At 67.5% G+C, this 18,068-nt stretch carries 22 protein-coding genes and 1 tRNA gene; 13 read left to right on the plus strand and 10 right to left on the minus strand.

Annotated elements, in window-relative coordinates:
• Nucleotide 1 precedes the first annotated feature (1 nt).
• On the minus strand, nt 2–286 hold the full coding sequence (locus tag BLQ77_RS18885; protein ID WP_008884707.1) for a YrhK family protein: 285 nt from the start codon (nt 284–286) through the stop codon (nt 2–4).
• A gap of 124 nt (nt 287–410) precedes the next feature.
• On the minus strand, nt 411–1,481 hold the full coding sequence (gene pheS / locus BLQ77_RS18890; protein ID WP_089962025.1) for a phenylalanine--tRNA ligase subunit alpha: 1,071 nt from the start codon (nt 1,479–1,481) through the stop codon (nt 411–413).
• A 124-nt stretch (nt 1,482–1,605) separates the two neighbouring features.
• Between pheS and BLQ77_RS18895 the strand changes: the two genes are divergently transcribed.
• From BLQ77_RS18895 to BLQ77_RS18905, 3 genes are all read left to right on the plus strand, one after another.
• Nucleotides 1,606–1,682: transfer RNA gene (locus BLQ77_RS18895), tRNA-Arg, on the plus strand.
• 127 nt (nt 1,683–1,809) lie between these two features.
• The gene (zigA, locus tag BLQ77_RS18900; protein WP_089962028.1) at nt 1,810–3,030 is read left to right on the plus strand and encodes a zinc metallochaperone GTPase ZigA; all 1,221 of its coding nucleotides are present in this window, start codon (nt 1,810–1,812) and stop codon (nt 3,028–3,030) included.
• 2 nt (nt 3,031–3,032) lie between these two features.
• Nucleotides 3,033–3,338: a DUF6525 family protein gene (locus BLQ77_RS18905; protein ID WP_089962031.1), complete on the plus strand. Its 306-nt coding sequence runs from the start codon at nt 3,033–3,035 to the stop codon at nt 3,336–3,338.
• 84 nt (nt 3,339–3,422) lie between these two features.
• Here the strand turns inward: BLQ77_RS18905 and rplT are convergent, their stop codons facing one another.
• The 4 genes from rplT to pyk form a co-directional block, all read right to left on the minus strand.
• A complete protein-coding gene (rplT, locus tag BLQ77_RS18910; RefSeq protein ID WP_008885543.1) occupies nt 3,423–3,788 on the minus strand; it encodes a 50S ribosomal protein L20 in 366 nt (121 codons plus the stop codon).
• Nucleotides 3,789–3,803: 15 nt separating this feature from the next.
• The gene (gene rpmI / locus BLQ77_RS18915) at nt 3,804–4,004 is read right to left on the minus strand and encodes a 50S ribosomal protein L35 (protein ID WP_008884871.1); all 201 of its coding nucleotides are present in this window, start codon (nt 4,002–4,004) and stop codon (nt 3,804–3,806) included.
• Nucleotides 4,005–4,156: 152 nt separating this feature from the next.
• Nucleotides 4,157–5,386 (minus strand): amidohydrolase family protein, encoded by a 1,230-nt coding sequence (locus tag BLQ77_RS18920; RefSeq protein ID WP_089962033.1) that lies wholly within the window; start codon nt 5,384–5,386, stop codon nt 4,157–4,159.
• 334 nt (nt 5,387–5,720) lie between these two features.
• On the minus strand, nt 5,721–7,166 hold the full coding sequence (pyk, locus tag BLQ77_RS18925; protein WP_008885882.1) for a pyruvate kinase: 1,446 nt from the start codon (nt 7,164–7,166) through the stop codon (nt 5,721–5,723).
• 151 nt (nt 7,167–7,317) lie between these two features.
• Here pyk and BLQ77_RS18930 point away from each other — a divergent pair, with 151 nt between their 5' ends.
• Both BLQ77_RS18930 and BLQ77_RS18935 read left to right on the plus strand, forming a co-directional pair.
• A complete protein-coding gene (locus BLQ77_RS18930; RefSeq protein ID WP_089962035.1) occupies nt 7,318–8,058 on the plus strand; it encodes an N-formylglutamate amidohydrolase in 741 nt (246 codons plus the stop codon).
• A gap of 11 nt (nt 8,059–8,069) precedes the next feature.
• Nucleotides 8,070–8,384: a DUF1244 domain-containing protein gene (locus BLQ77_RS18935; protein ID WP_040383804.1), complete on the plus strand. Its 315-nt coding sequence runs from the start codon at nt 8,070–8,072 to the stop codon at nt 8,382–8,384.
• Between the two features lie 33 nt (nt 8,385–8,417).
• Here the strand turns inward: BLQ77_RS18935 and BLQ77_RS18940 are convergent, their stop codons facing one another.
• Nucleotides 8,418–8,939 carry a DUF3576 domain-containing protein gene (locus BLQ77_RS18940; RefSeq protein ID WP_165617151.1) on the minus strand — a complete coding sequence of 174 codons (522 nt, stop codon included), beginning with the start codon at nt 8,937–8,939 and terminating at the stop codon, nt 8,418–8,420.
• A gap of 273 nt (nt 8,940–9,212) precedes the next feature.
• On the opposite strand from BLQ77_RS18940, the gene BLQ77_RS18945 reads away from it, so the two are divergent.
• From BLQ77_RS18945 to BLQ77_RS18975, 7 genes are all read left to right on the plus strand, one after another.
• Complete coding sequence (locus BLQ77_RS18945) at nt 9,213–10,232, plus strand: porin (protein WP_089962040.1); 1,020 nt, start codon at nt 9,213–9,215, stop codon at nt 10,230–10,232.
• 132 nt (nt 10,233–10,364) lie between these two features.
• Nucleotides 10,365–10,775: an ACT domain-containing protein gene (locus tag BLQ77_RS18950; RefSeq protein WP_089962043.1), complete on the plus strand. Its 411-nt coding sequence runs from the start codon at nt 10,365–10,367 to the stop codon at nt 10,773–10,775.
• Between the two features lie 105 nt (nt 10,776–10,880).
• Nucleotides 10,881–12,338, plus strand: a complete 1,458-nt coding sequence (locus BLQ77_RS18955; protein ID WP_242661777.1) for a tetratricopeptide repeat-containing sulfotransferase family protein — start codon at nt 10,881–10,883, stop codon at nt 12,336–12,338.
• On the plus strand, nt 12,329–12,982 hold the full coding sequence (locus BLQ77_RS18960) for a YggS family pyridoxal phosphate-dependent enzyme (protein ID WP_089962050.1): 654 nt from the start codon (nt 12,329–12,331) through the stop codon (nt 12,980–12,982). The genes BLQ77_RS18955 and BLQ77_RS18960 overlap by 10 nt, the downstream gene beginning before the upstream one ends.
• A 140-nt stretch (nt 12,983–13,122) precedes the next feature.
• The gene (locus BLQ77_RS18965; protein ID WP_089962053.1) at nt 13,123–14,055 is read left to right on the plus strand and encodes a bifunctional riboflavin kinase/FAD synthetase; all 933 of its coding nucleotides are present in this window, start codon (nt 13,123–13,125) and stop codon (nt 14,053–14,055) included.
• Nucleotides 14,052–14,522, plus strand: a complete 471-nt coding sequence (locus BLQ77_RS18970; RefSeq protein ID WP_089962056.1) for a YcgN family cysteine cluster protein — start codon at nt 14,052–14,054, stop codon at nt 14,520–14,522. The genes BLQ77_RS18965 and BLQ77_RS18970 overlap by 4 nt, the downstream gene beginning before the upstream one ends.
• Nucleotides 14,522–15,565, plus strand: a complete 1,044-nt coding sequence (locus BLQ77_RS18975; RefSeq protein ID WP_089962058.1) for a threonine aldolase family protein — start codon at nt 14,522–14,524, stop codon at nt 15,563–15,565. Before BLQ77_RS18970 ends, BLQ77_RS18975 begins: the two co-directional genes overlap by 1 nt.
• A 4-nt stretch (nt 15,566–15,569) precedes the next feature.
• On the opposite strand, the gene BLQ77_RS18980 is transcribed toward BLQ77_RS18975, so the two are convergent.
• Together BLQ77_RS18980 and hspQ are read right to left on the minus strand one after the other, a co-directional pair.
• Complete coding sequence (locus BLQ77_RS18980) at nt 15,570–16,181, minus strand: LysE family translocator (RefSeq protein ID WP_089962061.1); 612 nt, start codon at nt 16,179–16,181, stop codon at nt 15,570–15,572.
• 31 nt (nt 16,182–16,212) lie between these two features.
• A complete protein-coding gene (gene hspQ, locus BLQ77_RS18985) occupies nt 16,213–16,539 on the minus strand; it encodes a heat shock protein HspQ (RefSeq protein WP_040383802.1) in 327 nt (108 codons plus the stop codon).
• A 258-nt stretch (nt 16,540–16,797) separates the two neighbouring features.
• On the opposite strand from hspQ, the gene BLQ77_RS18990 reads away from it, so the two are divergent.
• Complete coding sequence (locus BLQ77_RS18990) at nt 16,798–17,388, plus strand: transglycosylase SLT domain-containing protein (RefSeq protein WP_008886353.1); 591 nt, start codon at nt 16,798–16,800, stop codon at nt 17,386–17,388.
• A gap of 21 nt (nt 17,389–17,409) precedes the next feature.
• Here the strand turns inward: BLQ77_RS18990 and BLQ77_RS18995 are convergent, their stop codons facing one another.
• Complete coding sequence (locus BLQ77_RS18995; protein WP_008883591.1) at nt 17,410–17,991, minus strand: LolA family protein; 582 nt, start codon at nt 17,989–17,991, stop codon at nt 17,410–17,412.
• Nucleotides 17,992–18,068 lie beyond the last annotated feature (77 nt).

Genomic DNA, 18,068 nt, shown 5'->3' on the forward strand with positions numbered 1-18,068 from the left:
GCTACTCGTCCTCGGCGCGGTTTGCCAGGCGCTCGAGCTTGCCCATGCGGTAGAGCTTCACCTCGCGAACGAGGCGGAGCGTCGGCTTGGCCATGAAGAACAGCGAGCCCACGGTGAAAAACCAGACCCCCGGGATTTCCCAGGCCGGGGAAAAGAACATCACCGAGCCCACAGTGAAACAAAGCGCGGCGGAAAAGTCCACGAGGGTGTAGACCAGTTCGAACCGGGCATAGACGCGGCGCGTCTCAGGCGTACGCTCGCGGTTGGCATGGTTGAAGAGTTTCATGTCGCGGGCGGCTCCTTCGTCTGCTTGGTCATGCGGATCGACAACTTGCACCGGATGCCTGCAAAGGACCACCCGCGCGCTGCCGATCCCATGGGGCTGAACGCACAAGCGCCCCCGCCGGATCCTAGCGCGACAGACCGCCCCGGATGGTCGGCACGTCCAGCGCCGCAAAGCCGTAGTTGCGCAGCCAGCGCAGATCGCTGTCGAAGAAGGCGCGCAGGTCGGGGATGCCGTACTTCAGCATCGCGATGCGGTCGATGCCCATGCCGAAGGCAAAGCCCTGCCACTGGCTCGGGTCGATGCCGCCGGCCTCGAGCACCTTGGGGTGCACCATGCCCGAGCCCAGCACCTCGAGCCAGTCGTCGCCCTCGCCCACGGTGACCGAGCCGTCCTTCCACTGGCACTGGATGTCCACCTCGGCCGAGGGCTCGGTGAACGGGAAGTGCGAGGCGCGGAAGCGGGTCTTCACCTGCGTACCGAAATAGGCCGAGAAGAACTCTTCCAGCACCCACTTGAGGTTGGCCATCGAGATGTTCTTGTCGATGGCGAGGCCCTCGACCTGGTGAAACATCGGCGTGTGGGTCTGGTCGTAGTCGGCGCGATAGACGCGGCCCGGGCAGATGATGCGCAGCGGCGCGCCATGCTGTTCCATCGAGCGGATCTGCACCGGCGAGGTGTGGGTGCGCAGCACGTGCGGCGGACGCTCGTCGTCCTCGGCGCGGTGCATGTAGAAGGTGTCCATCTCGGCCCGCGCGGGGTGGTGGCCGGGGATGTTCAGCGCGTCGAAGTTGTACCAGTCCTGCTCGATCTGCGGGCCCTCCGCCACGGCAAAGCCCATGTCGGCGAAGATCGCGGTGCATTCTTCCCAGACCTGGCTCACCGGATGGATCGAGCCCTGACGGCGGCCACGGCCGGGCAGCGTCACGTCGAGCCACTCGGCGGCGAGACGGTCGTTCAGCGCCGCATCGGCCAGTGCCACCTTCTTGGCGGCGAGCGCGCTGTTGATCTCGTCCTTCAGCGCGTTGAGCTTCGGCCCCATGATCTGGCGCTCTTCCGGGCTCATCTTGCCGAGACTCCGCATCTCGAGGCTGATCTCGCCCTTCTTGCCAACGGCCTGCACGCGCAGCTCTTCGAGCGTCGCCTCGTCGGAGGCGGCGGCGATCAGGTCGATATACTTGTCGCGCAAGGAATCCATCTTGGCACCCTCGGATCTGTCTTTGCCGCATCCACCTATCGGCGCAGGCGTCCGGACGCAAGCACCGACACCCCAGCGGGCGATTGCGCGCGACACGGCAAGCGGCTAGAACACCAGCGCGCATGGCCCGTTAGCTCAACTGGATAGAGCAGCCGACTTCTAATCGGCAGGTTGAGGGTTCGAGTCCTTCACGGGTCGCCAGCGCCCTTCCCGCAACGCAGCTCCGCCGCGTACCGCCCGGCGGGCCGGTCGAAACTGGCTTGCGCGCTCGTCGGGCGCATGGTTAGTTACGTTATAACATTACACACTCTCATTCACGGAGTCCCCCATGCCAGCCACGGATTCGCGCCTGCCCGTCACCGTCCTGTCGGGCTTTCTCGGTGCCGGAAAGACCACGCTTCTCAATGACGTGCTGAACAACCGCGACGGACGGCGGGTCGCGGTGATCGTCAACGACATGTCCGAGGTGAACATCGACGCCGACCTCGTCCGCGACGGCGGCGCCGATCTCAGCCATACCGAGGAGAAGCTTGTCGAGATGTCGAACGGCTGCATCTGCTGCACCCTGCGCGACGACCTTCTGCAGGAGGTGCGGCGCCTCGCCGAGGAGCGGCGCTTCGACTACCTGCTGATCGAGAGCACCGGCATCGCCGAGCCCCTGCCCGTCGCCGCCACCTTCGATTTCCGCGACGAGCGCGGCCAGAGCCTCGCGGACGTGGCGCGGCTCGACACCATGGTGACCGTGGTCGACACCGTGAACCTGCTGAAGGATTACGCGAGTCACGATTTCATCCGCGACCGGGGCGAGAGCCTCGGCGAGGGCGACGACCGCACGCTGGTGGACCTGCTGGTGGACCAGATCGAGTTCGCCGACGTGGTGGTGCTGAACAAGGTCACCGACGCGGGCGCGGACAGGCGCGACGCGGCACGGCTCATCGTCACCGCGCTGAACCCGGACGCGGTGATCCTCGAGACCGACTACGGCCATGTCCCGCAGGAGCGCATCTTCGACACGGGGCTCTTCGATTTCGAGCAGGCGCACCTGCACCCTATGTGGGCCAAGGAGCTCTACGGGTTCGAGGACCACGTGCCCGAGACCGAGGAATACGGCGTCACCTCCTTTGTCTACCGGGCGCGGCGGCCGTTCCATCCGCAGCGCGTGCACGACGTTCTGAACGGGCCGCTGCCGGGCGTAATCCGGGCCAAGGGGCACTTCTGGGTGGCGACCCGCCCGGACTGGCTGGCCGAGTTCTCGCTGGCCGGTGCGCTGAGCAGCATCCGTCCCATGGGCATGTGGTGGGCGACCGTCCCGTCCGAGCGCTGGCCCGATCACCCGCAGGCGCTCGACTATCTGCGGCAGCACTGGCTGGAGCCCTTCGGCGACCGCCGGCAGGAGCTGGTCTTCATCGGTGCGGGGATGGACCGGGCGGCGATCACCGCCGCGCTGGACGCGGCGCTGGTGGGCGACGCCGAGCGCTTCGAGCCGCAGCAATGGCAGGACCTGCCCGACCCCTTTCCCGCCTGGCGCCGCGCGCCGCAGGCAGCATGAGCATGGAGAGGGCGGGCCCGGAGCGGAGCAATGCCCGCAGCTCGCTCCGCCGCCGCAGGCGCACGGGCGACCCGATGGCAGCTTATGACCGGCTGCCGCCCGAGCTGCGGCTCTGGCTGGCCGAGGCCGCCCTGCCCTGGTCGGCGGGTTCCGCGCTGCGGGTCTGGAGCAAGGCGCTGCGGGCCTGCGGTGGTGACACCGCCGAGGCCCGGCGGCAGCTTTCGCACCTCGAGCGTCGGCGCCTGTCCGAGGACGCCCCGCGCATCTGGGGCACGCGCCACCCGATCAGCGCCGAGCGTCCGGCCTGAGGCCGCGGCGCAGTCACCCGGACAAGAAAAAACCGCGCCCGGGACAGCCCGGACGCGGTTTCAAGTTCTGCAGGGGTGCGGCGCTTACGCGGCCAGCGCGCCCTTGGCCTGCTCGACGATGGCACCGAATGCTTCGGGCTCGTGCACGGCCAGATCGGCGAGAACCTTGCGGTCCACTTCGATCCCGGCCTTGGTCAGGCCGTTGATGAACTTCGAGTAGGTCAGCGCTTCGTCGTGCGCGCGCACAGCAGCGTTGATCCGTTGGATCCACAGGGCGCGGAAGTTGCGCTTCCGGTTCTTGCGGTCGCGGGTCGCGTACTGGTTCGCCTTGTCGACGGCCTGGGCTGCAACCTTGAAGGTGTTCTTGCGACGGCCGTAGTAGCCTTTCGCCTGATCCAGAACCTTCTTGTGACGGGCGTGGGTGACGGTACCACCTTTGACTCGTGCCATGTGTCTAGCCTCCTATCAGCGGTCGTAGGGCATGTAGCCCTTGACGATTTTCGCGTCGGGGGCCGACAGCGTGGTGGTGCCGCGAGCGTCGCGGATGAACTTCGTGGTGCGCTTGATCATGCCGTGGCGCTTGCCAGCCTGACCTGCGATGACCTTGCCGGTCGCAGTCACCTTGAAGCGCTTCTTGGCGCTCGACTTCGTCTTCATCTTGGGCATTTCCGTCTCCTTGACGTCTTGCGGTGAACGCGCGACTCGGCATGCCACAGTGAGCCGGCCACGCGGTAGGAGGCGCCCCTATAGGCCGCGGCGCCTTCCGATGCAAGGGGGCTTCCGGGGCGCGGGCGCCCTGCCCGACAACCGTAGCGGGATCAGCCGCCCAGCTTCTCCTGCAGCTCGTTCATCATCTCTGCGGCCTCGTTCGTCAAGGCGTCCAGGTCGACCTTGGTGAGCTCACCATCGGCCTTGTGGATCTCTCCGCCGATCATCACGAAGCGCACGTTGTCCGGCCCGGCCTTGCGGGTGAGCTCGATGTCCGGGGGGAGCTTGCCGGTTTCGTCCAGCCCCTCGGTCGAGATCGCGATGAGGTCCGCAGGCCCGCCCTTGACCAGCGTGCCCACACCATCGGGCGCCTGAACGGCCAGCGCGCCCGCGCGGGTCGCCCAGTCGAACACCGTGGCGCCGTTGATCGCCTCTTCGCCCATGGTCTCGTCCGCCGCCTCGGCGACAAGGCGCATGACGGTGAACATGTCGGCCGCGCCCTCGGGCCCGGTGGTGCCGACCCCCACGCCCATGTTGAGCCCGGCCTCGCGCATGGCGCCGATGTCCGGCGCACCGAAGTCCATCGCAGCCTCGGTCGTCGGCGCGACGATGAGCGGGCTACCGGCCTCGGCCAGTCGCGCGAGGTCCTCCGCCGGGGCCGAGGTCACGTGCACCACCTGCACGTCCGCGCCCAGCATCCCCTGCTCGGACATCGCCTGAACGTTGTGCAGCTCCGCCGCGCCCTGCGAGCCTCCCATGTGGAAGGAGACCGGCAGGCCGTACCCGCGCGCCTTGGAGATCTCTTCCTGCAGCACCTCGGGCGTCGAGCTGTCGGGCCCGCGCAAAGCCACGCCAAGGCCGACGGGGCCGTGCTCCCAGGTCGAGACCGTGTCGCGCAGGTCGTCGAGGTCCATCGGCTTGTCATGAGAGCCGGCGTGCGGGTATCCGTAGTTGAACCGCCCGCCAAGGCCCGAGTCTCGCATCGCCCCGACCTCGGCATCGGCGTGCTCGGGCGAGACCACGTTGTCGGCCCAGTTGTTGACCCAGGTGATGCCCGAGTTGACCGCGAGCGCCGCGGCCAGCTCGACCGAAAGGGCCGAGGCTTCGGGCGTCCAGACCTCGGCCAGCGCGTCCATGGTTTCGGCGCTGTCGTCTCCGAGTCCGCGGGCGATGGCGCTCCACATGTGCGAGTGCCCATCCACCAGCCCCGGGGTGATGAGCAAGCCGCTGAGGTCGATAACCTCGGCACCCTCGGCCTTGAGTTCGGGCGCGATGGCGGCGATGCGGTCCCCCTCGATGAGGATCTCGAGCCTCAGGGGGTTGGTCCAGCCGCCCTCCATGGTGATCACTTCGGCCCCGGTGAGAAGCGTGCGCTGGGGGGGGCTGCGCGTTGGCTAGCGCGGGGATGAACATCCCGGCGATGGCTGCAGTCCTGAGAAGCATCTGGAAGAGCCCTTGGATGAAGTGGCGACTCTGATCCAATGGGCGGGGCGCGCGTGACGTTCCGGCCGATCACGCGGGCGTGAGCGGCCGTGACTTTCCCGGCATCGCTGTCGTGTGAGGGTAAAGTGGGAACGCAGGCGGCCCGTCAAACGCGAAGGGACGGCGCCGCCAGCGCGCGCCCTCGGGGCGTTGCGAGCCCCCCGCAGGAACGGGGGGCCGCAGGATCGGAGATCACTCCGGGTCGGTGGAGTAGATCAGGCGCTCGTCGCAGGGCGCGACGCGCAGGATGTTGGTGGTGCCGGGCATGTTGAAGGGCACGCCCGCGGTCACCACGATCTGGTCCTCGGAGCCGGCATAGCCCTGCGCCCGCGCGGCGCGAGCCGCGTTGACCACCGCCTGCTTGAAGCGCTCGAGCTCGCCGGTCATCACGCAGTTCACGCCCCAGGTCAGCGACAGGCGGCGCGCGGTGCCGCGCAGCGATGTCATGGCGATGATCGGAACCCTCGGACGCTCGCGCGCGACCTTGGCCACCGTGGTGCCCGAGGAGGTGAAGCAGCAGATCACCTTGATGTTCGCGGTCTCGGCAATCTCGCGCGCGGCGGCAACGATGCCGTCGGCGACGCTTGCACGGTCGATGTTGCGGCTGGCCTCGATGACCTCGGTGTAGGTCGGGTCCTTCTCGACGCCCACGGCCACGTTGTTCATCGTGGTCACCGCCTCGACAGGGTACTGACCGGCTGCGGATTCCGCCGAGAGCATCACCGCGTCGGCGCCCTCGTAGATGGCGGTCGCCACGTCCGAGACCTCGGCCCGGGTGGGCATCGGGCTCTCGATCATCGACTCGAGCATCTGGGTGGCGACGATCACCGGCTTGCCGGCCTTGCGGCACATGCGGATCAGGCGCTTCTGGATCGGCGGGACGTTCTGCACCGGCAGCTCGACGCCGAGGTCACCGCGGGCGACCATGACGCCGTCGGAGACCTCAAGGATCTTCTCGAAGGACTTCACCGCGGCGGGCTTCTCGATCTTCGACAGGATCGCGGCGCGGCCGTCGGCCAGCTTGCGGGCCTCGATCACGTCCTCGGGGCGCTGCACGAAGCTCAGCGCCAGCCAGTCGACGCCGAGCGCAGCGGCGAACTCGAGATCCTTGCGGTCCTTCTCGGACAGCGCCGCCAGCGGCAGCACGACGTCGGGCACGTTCACACCCTTGCGGTTCGAAATCGTCCCGCCCGCCTCGATGACGCAGTTGGCGAAATCCTTGCCGCATTCCTCGACCCGGAGACGGATCTTGCCGTCGTTCACCAGAAGATGCGCCCCCACGCCGATGGCCTGGAAGATCTCGGGGTGCGGCAGGCAGACCCGCCGCTTCGTGCCCGGCGCCTTGTCGAGATCGAGGCGGAAGGTCTCGCCCCATTCCAGCTCTTCCTCGCCGTTCTCGAACTCGCCGACGCGGAGCTTCGGCCCCTGCAGGTCGGCGAGGATGGCGATGGGGCTGTCGAGGTCCTTCTCGACCTGCCGGATCGCGCGGTGCAGCTTGGTGATGTCCTCGTGGCTGCCGTGGCTCATGTTGAGACGGAAGACATCGGCGCCCGCCTCGTGCAGCGTGCGGATCATCTCGTAGGTGTTGCTGGAGGGTCCCAGCGTGGCCACGATCTTGACTTTGCGCAAACGTCTCATTGTCCGTCTCCCTGCTCCGGCTTCTTCCTGGCGCCGACCGTCGCCTGACATGATCTTCAATCAGTTACCGCTAACGCCCGGTTGACGGTATTGCCCAATTCCATTCGCCACGCAACTGCTCTAAGTGTGCGTGACGGAACAACACAAAATCATGACCTACACGCCATATCACATCGAGGGCGCCGACCGCGGCGGCCGTTTCCTTGTCACCTGCGATCATGCGAGCAATACCGTGCCGCCCGATCTCGGGGGAACCCTTGGCCTGCCTGCCGAGGACATGCGCAGGCACATTGCCTATGATGTAGGCGCTCTCGGTCTGGCGCGCGCTCTGGCGGCGTCGCTCGACTCGCCGCTGATCTGGGCGGACTTCTCGCGGTTGGTGATCGATCCCAACCGCGGCGAGGACGACCCGACGCTGCTGATGCGCCTCTACGACGGCTCGGTGATCCCGGGAAACCGCCACGCCTGCGCCGAGGAACGCGGCCGCAGGCTCGACGCCTATCACCGCCCCTACCACCGCGCGCTCGAGACGCTCGCCGCCTCGCGCAGAGAGGACGTGGCCATCGTCGCCGTGCACTCCTTTACCCGCCAGCTGCGCGGGCGCCCGACCCGGCCGTGGCACGTGGGTATCCTGCACGCGTGGGACGCGCGGCTCTCGGACCCGCTGATCGCCAGGCTCGAGGCCGAGCCCGACCTGACCGTGGGCCGCAACGAGCCCTACCCCGGGCACCTGCCCGGCGACTCGATCGACCGCCACGCCCTGAAGCACGGGCGGGTGAACACGCTGATCGAACTGCGCAACGACCTGATCGAGAGCGAACAGGCCCAGATGCACTGGGGTGCCCGGCTCGCGCCGCTGCTCGAGGCGGCGCTGGACGAGGTGCCGGAATGACGGAGGATATCATGGACGACCAGACCCGTATCGAGATCGAGGCAGCCGCCTTCCGCCGGCTGCGCCAGCACCTGATGGAAGACCGCAGGGACGTGCAGAACATCGACCTGATGAATCTCGCCGGCTTCTGCCGCAACTGCCTGGCCCGATGGTTCCAGGAAGCCGCCGCCGAGCGCGGCGTCGAGATCGGCAAGGACGAGGCGCGCGAGATCTACTACGGCATGCCCTACGACGCGTGGAAGGCCGAGCACCAGGCACCGGCGGACGACGCGAAAAAGGCCGCCTTCGAGACGGCCTTCCGGGAGAATGTCGGCAAAAAGGACTGACCCGGGCCACGGAGGCCCGGCAGCGTCCGGGCCTTACAGCTTGGAATCGCGCGCGCGCAGCTGGCGCGCGCGGGTGAGGATCGCATCCTCGATGGCGCGCACCGTGGTCGCGTCGACCGGGCCGGAGCTGGTCATCAGCGCGAGGTTCAGCGAGCGGGCGTCGAGCGCCGGGTCGGTCACGAGGATCGTCGCGCGGTAGGCACGGCCGCCACCCGGCGGCGTGCCGTAGCCGGTGGTGATGACCCCGGTGAAAGGATCCACTGAATCCACCGGCAGGAAATCCAGCACCTCGAGCGAGGCATTCCAGATGTACTTGTTCACCGCGCCGATCTCGGAGGGATCGGGACGGCTGCCGAAGATATCCCAGATTGTCGAATCCGGTTTGCCCTCGGCTCCGTAGATCTCCTGCTCGATGATCGCCTGCGAGGTCGCGGCGTTGCCGGGAGGCACGTTGCGCGTGTCAGCGCCCTGACGGTCGAACCAGCTTGCACATCCGGACAGCATCAGCGCACCGCCGGTCAGCACGACTCCGGTCGCCATTTGCACCTTGTTCATCAGCTCAAGCTCCTGCCCGTCGGTCTTGTCTGACACTCCATACCGGTCACGCCGGCGCGCGACAAGACGTCAATCCCGAATGCCCCCTAAGCCCTTGGCGGATACAGGCATGGGCCCCCGGGAAGCGTTGTGGCAATTGGGCAACTCTGCCCGCCTTGTTCGGCCAGGGGCTCAGCGACCAGTTGCAATGACGAGCTCTGAAAGCGCATAGAACCTCCATCAAGGCCGGGCTACCCGGATTGGTACGCGCCTTACGAACACATGAGGGAAACAATGAAAAAGATTCTGTTTGCTACCACCGCGCTGGTTGCAACCGCAGGCATCGCCTCGGCAGAAGTCACCCTGTCCGGCCAAGCCGAAATGGGCATCTTCAACTCGGGCTACGACCTCGCGAACCGTGAAGAGAACGACGACACCCAGTTCTTCACCGACCTCGACGTTACCTTCACCATGACCGGTGAAGCCGACAACGGCCTGACCTTCGGTGCAACCATCGACCTCGACGAAGCAGCCGACTACAACAACCCCGGCCGCTTCGAGCGTCCTGGCGACCAGGGCGGCGAGAACATGTTCGTCTCCTACGGCGGCGCCACCCTGACCATGGGTGACACCGACGGCGCTCTCGACGCACGCGTGCCGGAAATGGCGCTCGCAGGCGGCTCGCTGGCAGACGACGAAACCATCCACCTCGGCTTCAACCACTCCGACGGTTTCGACTTCGACACCGGCGGCGTCGGCCTCTCGCTGGACGGCTTCGGCGACGGCCAGATCGCTCGCTTCGACTACGCCTACCAGGGCTTCACCTTCTCGCTGTCCGGCGAGCAAGTTGCCAACGGCGCAGACGTTGATGACTTCGGCAACACCATCTGGGGCCTCGGTGTGTCCTGGAGCGGCGCTGTCTCGACCGTCGACCTGACCGTCGGCCTCGGCTACCAGACCCTGGAAGACGCAGCTGACATCACCACCGTCGCAGCAACCGCCGGCTTCGGTGGCGGCTTCTCGGCTGGCCTGACCTACACCAAAGCGAACGTCGAAGAAGAGTTCTTCGCCGACGACATCGAGCACTGGGGCATCGGCTTCGGCTACGAGATGAACGCAGTCGCAGTGGGCCTGAACTACGGTGAGTACGACGCTGGCGACTCCGGCGAGACCTCGGGCTTTGGCCTCGCAGCCAGCTACGACCTCGGCGGCGGCCTCGAAGCCCGTCTCGGCTACGGCTACTCCGACTTCGACATCGGCGGCATCGACGACGACTACGACACCTGGTCGCTCGGCCTGCGCATGAACTTCTGATCTCTCCGGAGATTGGTTGAGGGAAGAGCGGGCTTTGGCCCGCTCTTTTCTTTTTCGGGGATGGCCCATCGCTGTCCCCACCCGACCGCCAAGGTCAACCGCGACGGTCACGGGCCAGAAGGACGCCTTCCGATGAGCGGCGAAAGACGCCTCGACGTGCTGCTTCAGAGCCTTTCGGCCCAGTTGGCGGACGAGCTCTTCGTCTTCGCCACCGTCCCTCCCGGCCCCCTGCCCGCAGGCCTTGCCCCGCGCATGACGCTCCACGAGGCCGAGGGCGTGACGCTGATCCTGCCCCGCGACGAGGCCGAGGCGCACGGGCTCGAGCACGGCTTTCCCTGCCGGATGATCACCCTCACCGTCCATTCCTCGCTCGAGGCGGTCGGCTTCATCGCCCATATCGCCACGCGGCTGGCCGCGGCGGGCATCAGCGTGAACCCTGTGTCGGGCTTCTGCCACGATCACCTCTTCGTGCCGGACGGCCGCGAGGCCGAGGCGCTCGGGATCCTCGAATCTGTCGCCGGAGAGTTCCAGTCCCGCGCATGATGGCGTAGGTCTCGTTCCAGCGCCGTGCCCCGGCTCGGTCGCCGCCACCCCGCGATTCCGCAAGTCACCGAGGCCCCCTCGCCCATGCTGCCCCTGTCGAAACAGATGACGACCCGGCTCCTGCAGGACGCCAAGAGCCACATGGCCCACGGCCGCCTCGCGCAGGCCCGCGCCGCCTTTACCCAGCTCGCGCTGGCCGCGCCCAAGCAGGCAGAGTTCCCCTACGAGCTCTCCCGCATCGCCTTCGAGGAGGGCGACCGCGAGGCCTGTCTCGGCCAGCTGCGCAAGGCCGTGGCGCTGGCGCCCACGCATCCGCAACTGACCCGCCACGCTGCCGATCGCTTCCGCCATCTGGGCGCCAGCGACGACGCGCTGGCCGCCTATGACCGCCTGATCGCCGGGGGCACCGACCCGCTCGGCAGCGAGGCCGACAAGGCGCATTACCTCCAGCTCCTCGGGCGCTTCGACGAATCCGAGAAGATCTTCCGCCGCCTGCTCAGGAAGCACCCTGCCGAGGCACAGCTTTACCGCATCTTCCTTGCCGCCAAGAAGATCGACGCGACCGACCCGCTGCTGCCCGCGATGGAGAAACTCTGGGCGCGCAAGGACCTGCCCGACGCGCCGCGCATCCACCTTGGCTATGCGCTCGGAAAGGCCCTGGAAGAGACCGGCAGGCCCGAGCGTGCCTTCGCCTGCTTCGCCCGCGCCAACGCCCTGCAGCGCAAGGGCGCGCCCTTCGACGCCGAGGCGCAGGAGCGCGAGTTCGCGGGTGTCCGTGCCGCGCAGGAAGGGCTCATCGGCCTGCCGCCTCTCGAAGGCGCCCCCACCGACGGCCCGCGCCCGATCTTCGTCACCGGCATGCCGCGCTCGGGCACCACGCTGGTCGAACGCATCCTTGCCGCGCACGGCGAGGTCGCCGCGGGGGGCGAGCTCGGCATCGCGCTTCGGCTGGCCTACGGGCAGTTCGACGTGGGCGAGGCCATGCGCCCGCTGGACAGGGAACCGCCGGAGCGGCTCCGCGCCTTCGCCGAGCGTTACACCCGGCTCGTGCGCCGCGACATCCCCGGCCAGACGCCGGTGATCACCGACAAGTCGATCCTGTCGCACCTGCTGGTAGGGCTGCTGCGCCACACGCTGCCCGGCGCGCGGATCATCGTGGTCCAGCGCGACCCGCGCGACATCGCCGTGTCGATCTTCCGCAATTTCTTCGCCACCGGTACCCACCGCTACGCCAACGACCTCGCCGACATCGCGGGCACCATCCAGCGCTTCCGGCGCAACGTCGCGTTCTGGAAGGAACGCCTGCCCGGCGTCGTGCACGAGATCCGCTACGAGGAACTGGTCGCCGACCCCGAGCCGCAGTCACGGGCGCTGGTCGCGGCTGCCGGTCTTGACTGGCAGGACGCCTGCCTCGACTTCTACAAGAGCCGCGACGCCGTGAAGACGCTGAGCGTCAGCCAGGTGCGCCAACCGATCTACCGCAGCTCCGCCCGCGCCTGGACGCGCTACGAGCGCGAGCTGCAACCCTTCATCGAAGCCTGGGGAGACGAGCCATGGGACTGAGCGACATCCGAGACCGCATTGCAAAAGCCGAGGCCGATGCCGGCCGCGCCCCGGGCTCGGTCGAGCTCATCGCGGTGAGCAAGGTCCAGCCGCTGGAACGGGTCGAAGCGGTGCTCGAGGAGGGCCACCGGCTCTTCGGCGAGAACAAGGTGCAGGAGGCGCGCGGCAAGTGGCCCGAGTTCATGAGCCGCTTCGAGGGCGTCTCGGTGCATCTCATCGGCCCGCTGCAGACCAACAAGGCGCGGCAGGCGATGGAGCTGTTCTCGGCCATTCACTCGGTCGACCGCCCCAAGCTCGCGACCACCATAGCGCGGCTGGCGCAGGAGATGGGCCAGTGTCCCGACCTGTTCCTGCAGGTGAACACCGGAGAAGAGCCGCAGAAGGCCGGCGTCCTGCCCGCCGAGGCCGACGCCTTCATCGCCGAGGTCCGGGCGCTCGACCTGCCGGTGAAGGGGCTGATGTGCATCCCCCCCGCCGAGGAGACCCCCTCGCTGCACTTCGCGCTGCTCGCCAAGATCGCAGAGCGCAACGGGCTGACGGGGCTGTCGATGGGCATGAGCTCGGATTTCGAGGAGGCCATCGCGCTTGGCGCGACCCATGTGCGCGTGGGCTCGGCGATCTTCGGGGAACGCGACTACGGCTGAGGCGGCGGCAGAGGCGGGAGCGCCCTTCCCCGCGCCCCGCGACGCGGTGTGACCGAAACACCGGCACCGGTGCCGCGGCAAGGCGCGCAATGTCTCGCCCCACCTTGCGCCCGACCACACGGAGAGCTAGGCCTTCGCCCATGCGGATCATCCGGGATTATCAATACGTCGAGCCCCAGGACCGGGGCGCCAGCGTCGCCATCGGGAACTTCGATGGCGTCCACCTCGGCCATCAGGCGGTGATCCGCATGGCGCGCGAGGCCGGCGGCGGCGCGCCCTGCGGCGTGCTCACCTTCGAGCCCCACCCGCGCGAGTATTTCGCCCCCGACTCCCCGCCGTTCCGGCTGATGTCGCCCGAGGCGCGCACCTCGCGGCTCGAGAAGCTGGGCGTCGAGCGGCTCTACGAGCTGAACTTCAACAGCGCACTTGCCGCCCTCACCCCCGAGGAATTCGCCCGTCGGGTGATTTCCGAAGGACTCGGGCTCAGGCACGTGGTCGTCGGCGCCGATTTCTGCTTCGGCAAGAACCGCGCCGGGGACGTGGACGACCTCAAGCGCTTCGGGGTCGAGATGGGCTTCGGCGTGACCGTGGCCGAGATCCTCGAACATCGCGGCGGGCAGGTGAGCTCCACCGCGATCCGCAAGGCTCTGACCGACGGCAACCCGCGTGAGGCGGCGGCGCAGCTCGGCCACTGGCACCGCATCGAGGGCGTCGTGGTCGGCGGCGAACAGCGCGGCCGCGAGCTGGGCTACCCCACCGCCAACATGTCCATCGAAGGGCTGCACCCCCCCAGGCAGGGCGTCTACGCGGTCGTGGTCGAGGTCATCACCGGCGAGCACAAGGGCAACTACCACGGCGCGGCCTCGCTCGGGGTGCGGCCGATGTTCGGTGAGAACACCCCCAACCTCGAGACCTTCATCTTCGACTTCAAGGGCGATCTCTACGGCGCCACGCTGTCCGTGGGCCTCGTCGAATACCTCCGCCCCGAGCAGAAGTTCGACGGGCTCGACGCGCTGATCACCCAGATGGACGCGGATTGCGCCCGGGCCCGCGAGATTCTCGAGGCACTATGAGCGACCCCATCGACCGCAACGGGCTGGAGCCCCGCTTCTGGGAGAAGAAGCCCCTCGCCAAGCTCTCGGACAAGGAGTGGGAGGCGCTCTGCGACGGCTGCGGCAAGTGCTGCCTCAACAAGCTCGAGGACGAGGACTCGGGCGAGGTCGCACTGACCTGTGTCGCCTGCCGCCTCTTCGACGACGAGAGCTGCCGTTGCGCGCAATACCCGATCCGGCACCAGTTCGTGCCGGAATGCATCGTCCTGAAGCCCTCGAACATCGACGAACACGCCTACTGGATGCCGCAGACCTGCGCCTACCGCCTGCTCTGGGCGGGCGAGCCGCTCTTCGACTGGCACCCGCTGATCTCGGGCGACCCCGAGACGGTGCATGCCGCGGGCGTGTCGATGCGCGGGCGCACCGTGCCCGAGTTCGAGATCGACGAGGACGACTGGGAAGACCACATCATCGAGGAGCCCGTCTGATGTTCTTTGCCTCCGACAACTCCGGCTCCGTGCCGCAGCAGGTGCTCGAATCGCTTGCCCGCGCCAATGAGGGCTATGCCATGGGCTACGGTGGCGATGCGCTGTCGCAGCAGGTCACCGACAAGATCCGCACGCTCTTCGAGGCCCCCGAGGCCGCCGTCCACCTCGTTCCGACGGGCACCGCCGCCAACGTGCTGTCGCTGGCCTGCCTCTGCCCGCCCTACGCCACCGTCTTCTGCTCGCCCGTGGCGCACATCCACGAGGACGAGTGCAACGCGCCCGAGTTCTTCACCGGCGGTGCCAAGCTGACGCTGGTGGGCGACGCCGACCGCATGAGCCCCGAGGCCCTGCGCGCCGCCATCGAGAACGAAGAGACCCGCGGCGTGCACGGCCCCAAGCGCGGCCCGGTGTCGATCACGCAGGTGACCGAGCGCGGCAACGTCTATTCGATGGACGAGCTGCGCGCCCTGACCGCCGTGGCCAGGGACTACGGCCTGCCCGTGCATCTCGACGGGGCGCGGTTCTCGAACGCCGCCGTCAAGCTCGGCGTCACGCCCGCCGAGATGAGCTGGAAGATCGGCGTCGACATCTGCGTCTTCGGCGGCACCAAGAACGGGCTGATGGGCGTCGAGGCGGTGGTGATCTTCGACGCGGACAAAGCCGCCGAGTTCGAATACCGCCGCAAGCGCGGCGCGCTGCTGTTCTCCAAGCACCGCTATCTCGCGGCGCAGATGGACGCCTACCTGACCGACAATCTCTGGCACGACCTCGCCAGCCGCGCCAACGCGCGCTGCGACCAGGCGCTGCAGGGGCTGAAGGGCGCAGGCGTCACCGTGCTGAACGACACCCACGCCAACATGATCTTCTTCGAGATGCCGCGCGCCGCGCACCGCGCCGTGCAGGAGGCGGGCGCCGTCTATCACCTCTGGGGCAGCCCCGAGGGCCCCGACAACGAGGCGGTCATGGGCCGGCTGGTGTTCGACTGGTCGCTGGAGCCCGAGGCCGTCTCGGCCTTCGTCGCCGCGGTCCGCGCCGCGGTCTGACGCCTCAGCGCGGCAGCCGCGCCATGGCGAGCCCCGCCGCCGCCGACAGGTAGAGCGATCCGGTCAGCCGGTGCCGGAGGGCGCCGGCCCGCGCCAGCCAGCCCCGCGCCTTGCCTGCCGCCAGAACCCAGACCACGTCGACCGACGCGATCGTCAGCAGGTAGACCGCCGCCACCGCCAGCAGCGAGGACGGGCGCGCGGGATCGGCGAACTGCGGCAGGAAGGCCGCGTTGAAGAGCAGCGTCTTGGGGTTCACGCAGGCCATCAGCGCGCCCTGCACGAAAAGCGCCACAGGCGCCCGCCGCGGCGGCTCGAGCGTCGCGAGCTCCGCCCTGCCCCGCCGCCACGCGGCGATGCCGAGCCATGTCAGCCACACCACCCCGGCCCAGCGCAGCCACTGGAACGCTTCCGAAAAGAGCTCGACCAGCACCGCGAGCCCCAGCGCCACGAGCATGACCTGAAACGCGATGCCCAGCGTGGTGCCCGCGACCGTAGCCAGCCCGTGGCGGGCGCCATGGGCCAGCGTGTTGCCGACGATGAGCGCGACATTGGGCCCGGGAATCGCCGCGAGGGCGACGCAGGCTGCGACGAGGGCGAAAAGAGTGGCCGGTTCCATGCGACGCTGGCTCTCGCCCCTCCCGTCCGGGTCAATTCATGTGGAAATGCAGCTCGTAGGCACCGTCGTTGAAGGCACCGAAGAGGTCGGGGATGTCCGGATGATCCACCGGCTCGCCCGAGTAATCGGCGACGAGGTTCTGCTCGGACACGTAGGCGACGTAGAAGCTCTGATCGTTTTCGGCCAGCAGGTGATAGAACGGCTGGTCCCGCACCGGACGCGAGTCCTCGGGAATCGCCTCGTACCATTCCTCGGTGTTGCTGAACTCGGGATCCACGTCGAAGACAACCCCGCGAAACGGGTGCTTGCGATGCCGGACGACCTGGCCAAGGTGATATTTTGCGCGCTGTGTATGCATGGCAACCTCTTGGGCCAAGTCTTGTCATTTCTAAGGTGTGATGTCCAACTTTAGGACGCAATTTATCAGAAACACACTGTGAACGCGCATCCGACAGTTCCGGTTCCCGGCAGTGTTGCGTGGCAGGCATAGACCCGCTGAACAAGGGGCCCATCGCGATTGTGATTCCAACCCTTCTGCCGTTGCGTTACAATTCCCGCAGGCAAGAAAACCATAAAACACGATAAAACCAATAACACTCAGAAGAGCGAGAGGCAGATGAGCAGATGGCTTCGCGCGATGGTGGTCGTGCTGCTGGCAGCGTCATGTGGCGGTGGTGGCAGTGGCAGATCGCCTGACAATCTCGATGACGCCTGTGCAATCCTGACACAGCGTCCGAACTACATCCGCGCCTTCAAGGCCACCGAGCGCAAATGGGGCGTTCCGGTGCATGTGCAGATGGCCACGATCTACCAGGAAAGCAAGTTCAAGTCCGATGCGCGGACTCCGTTCCGCTATTCCCTCGGGGTCATTCCCAACGGTCGGCAGAGCTCGGCCTTCGGGTACAGCCAGGCCCTGGACGGCACCTGGGACGAATATCTCGAATCGACCGGCAAGCGCCGCGCCCGCCGCGACGATATCCGCGACGCGACGGATTTCATGGGCTGGTACATGGCCGGCACCCGCGACGGTCTCGGCATCAGCCTGCGCGACGCCCGCAACCAGTACCTCGCCTATCACGAGGGCCGTTCGGGCTTCAAACGCGGCAGCCACAACTCCAAGGCCTGGCTGGTCCGGGTCGCCGACGAGGTGGGCAACCGCGCGATCGTCTACGAGGTCCAGCTGGCGGGCTGCCGCGCGGCGCGCTGAGGCGCCGCACGGTCTCCGGCTTCAGTTGACGCGGTTCACGTCGAAGAGGCTGTTGGGCAGGTTGGCCTTCTGCAGCCCGCCCAGCACCACCGTCGTGGTGTTGCCGTTGCCGTCACGGATGATCCACTGACGCAGCTCCACCGGGTTGCCGGTGAATTTCATCTGGATCGAGCCGTATTCCGGATGCCGCGGATCCTGCGCGGTCACGGTGGTCGCGGTGCCGTCGTAGCTGTGACCAGTCACCATGCCGCGCTGCGCGAGGTTCACATTGCGCTCGAGGATGATCGACAGCGGCGTCTGGCTCAGCGGATAGGTCTCCGGCTGTCCGCGCACCTTCTTGTCGAACACGTAGACCGCCCCCGACCAGGCCAGCACCAGCGCCTGTTCCGGCGGGTTGTACTCGAAGCGCACCTTGCCGGGGCGCTTGATCGAGATCGTCCCGGTCGAGATCGTGCCGTCCCCGTTGATCTGGGTAAACGGGCTCTTCGCCGACTGGATCGAGTTCAGGTACTGCGAGATCTGGTTCAGCGAGAGCTGCTGCGCCGCCGCCGAGACGGTGGTCAGCACGAGCGCCGTCAGCGCGGCGGTGATGAGTCGGAGCATATGGTCTTCCTTCGTCCTGCTCGGGTGGTCGGGTCAGCCATGCCGCAAAAGCCGCGGTCATGCGATAACAGCCCCCC

This window comes from Salipiger thiooxidans, assembly GCF_900102075.1.
GTDB classification, from domain to species: Bacteria; Pseudomonadota; Alphaproteobacteria; order Rhodobacterales; family Rhodobacteraceae; genus Salipiger; species Salipiger thiooxidans.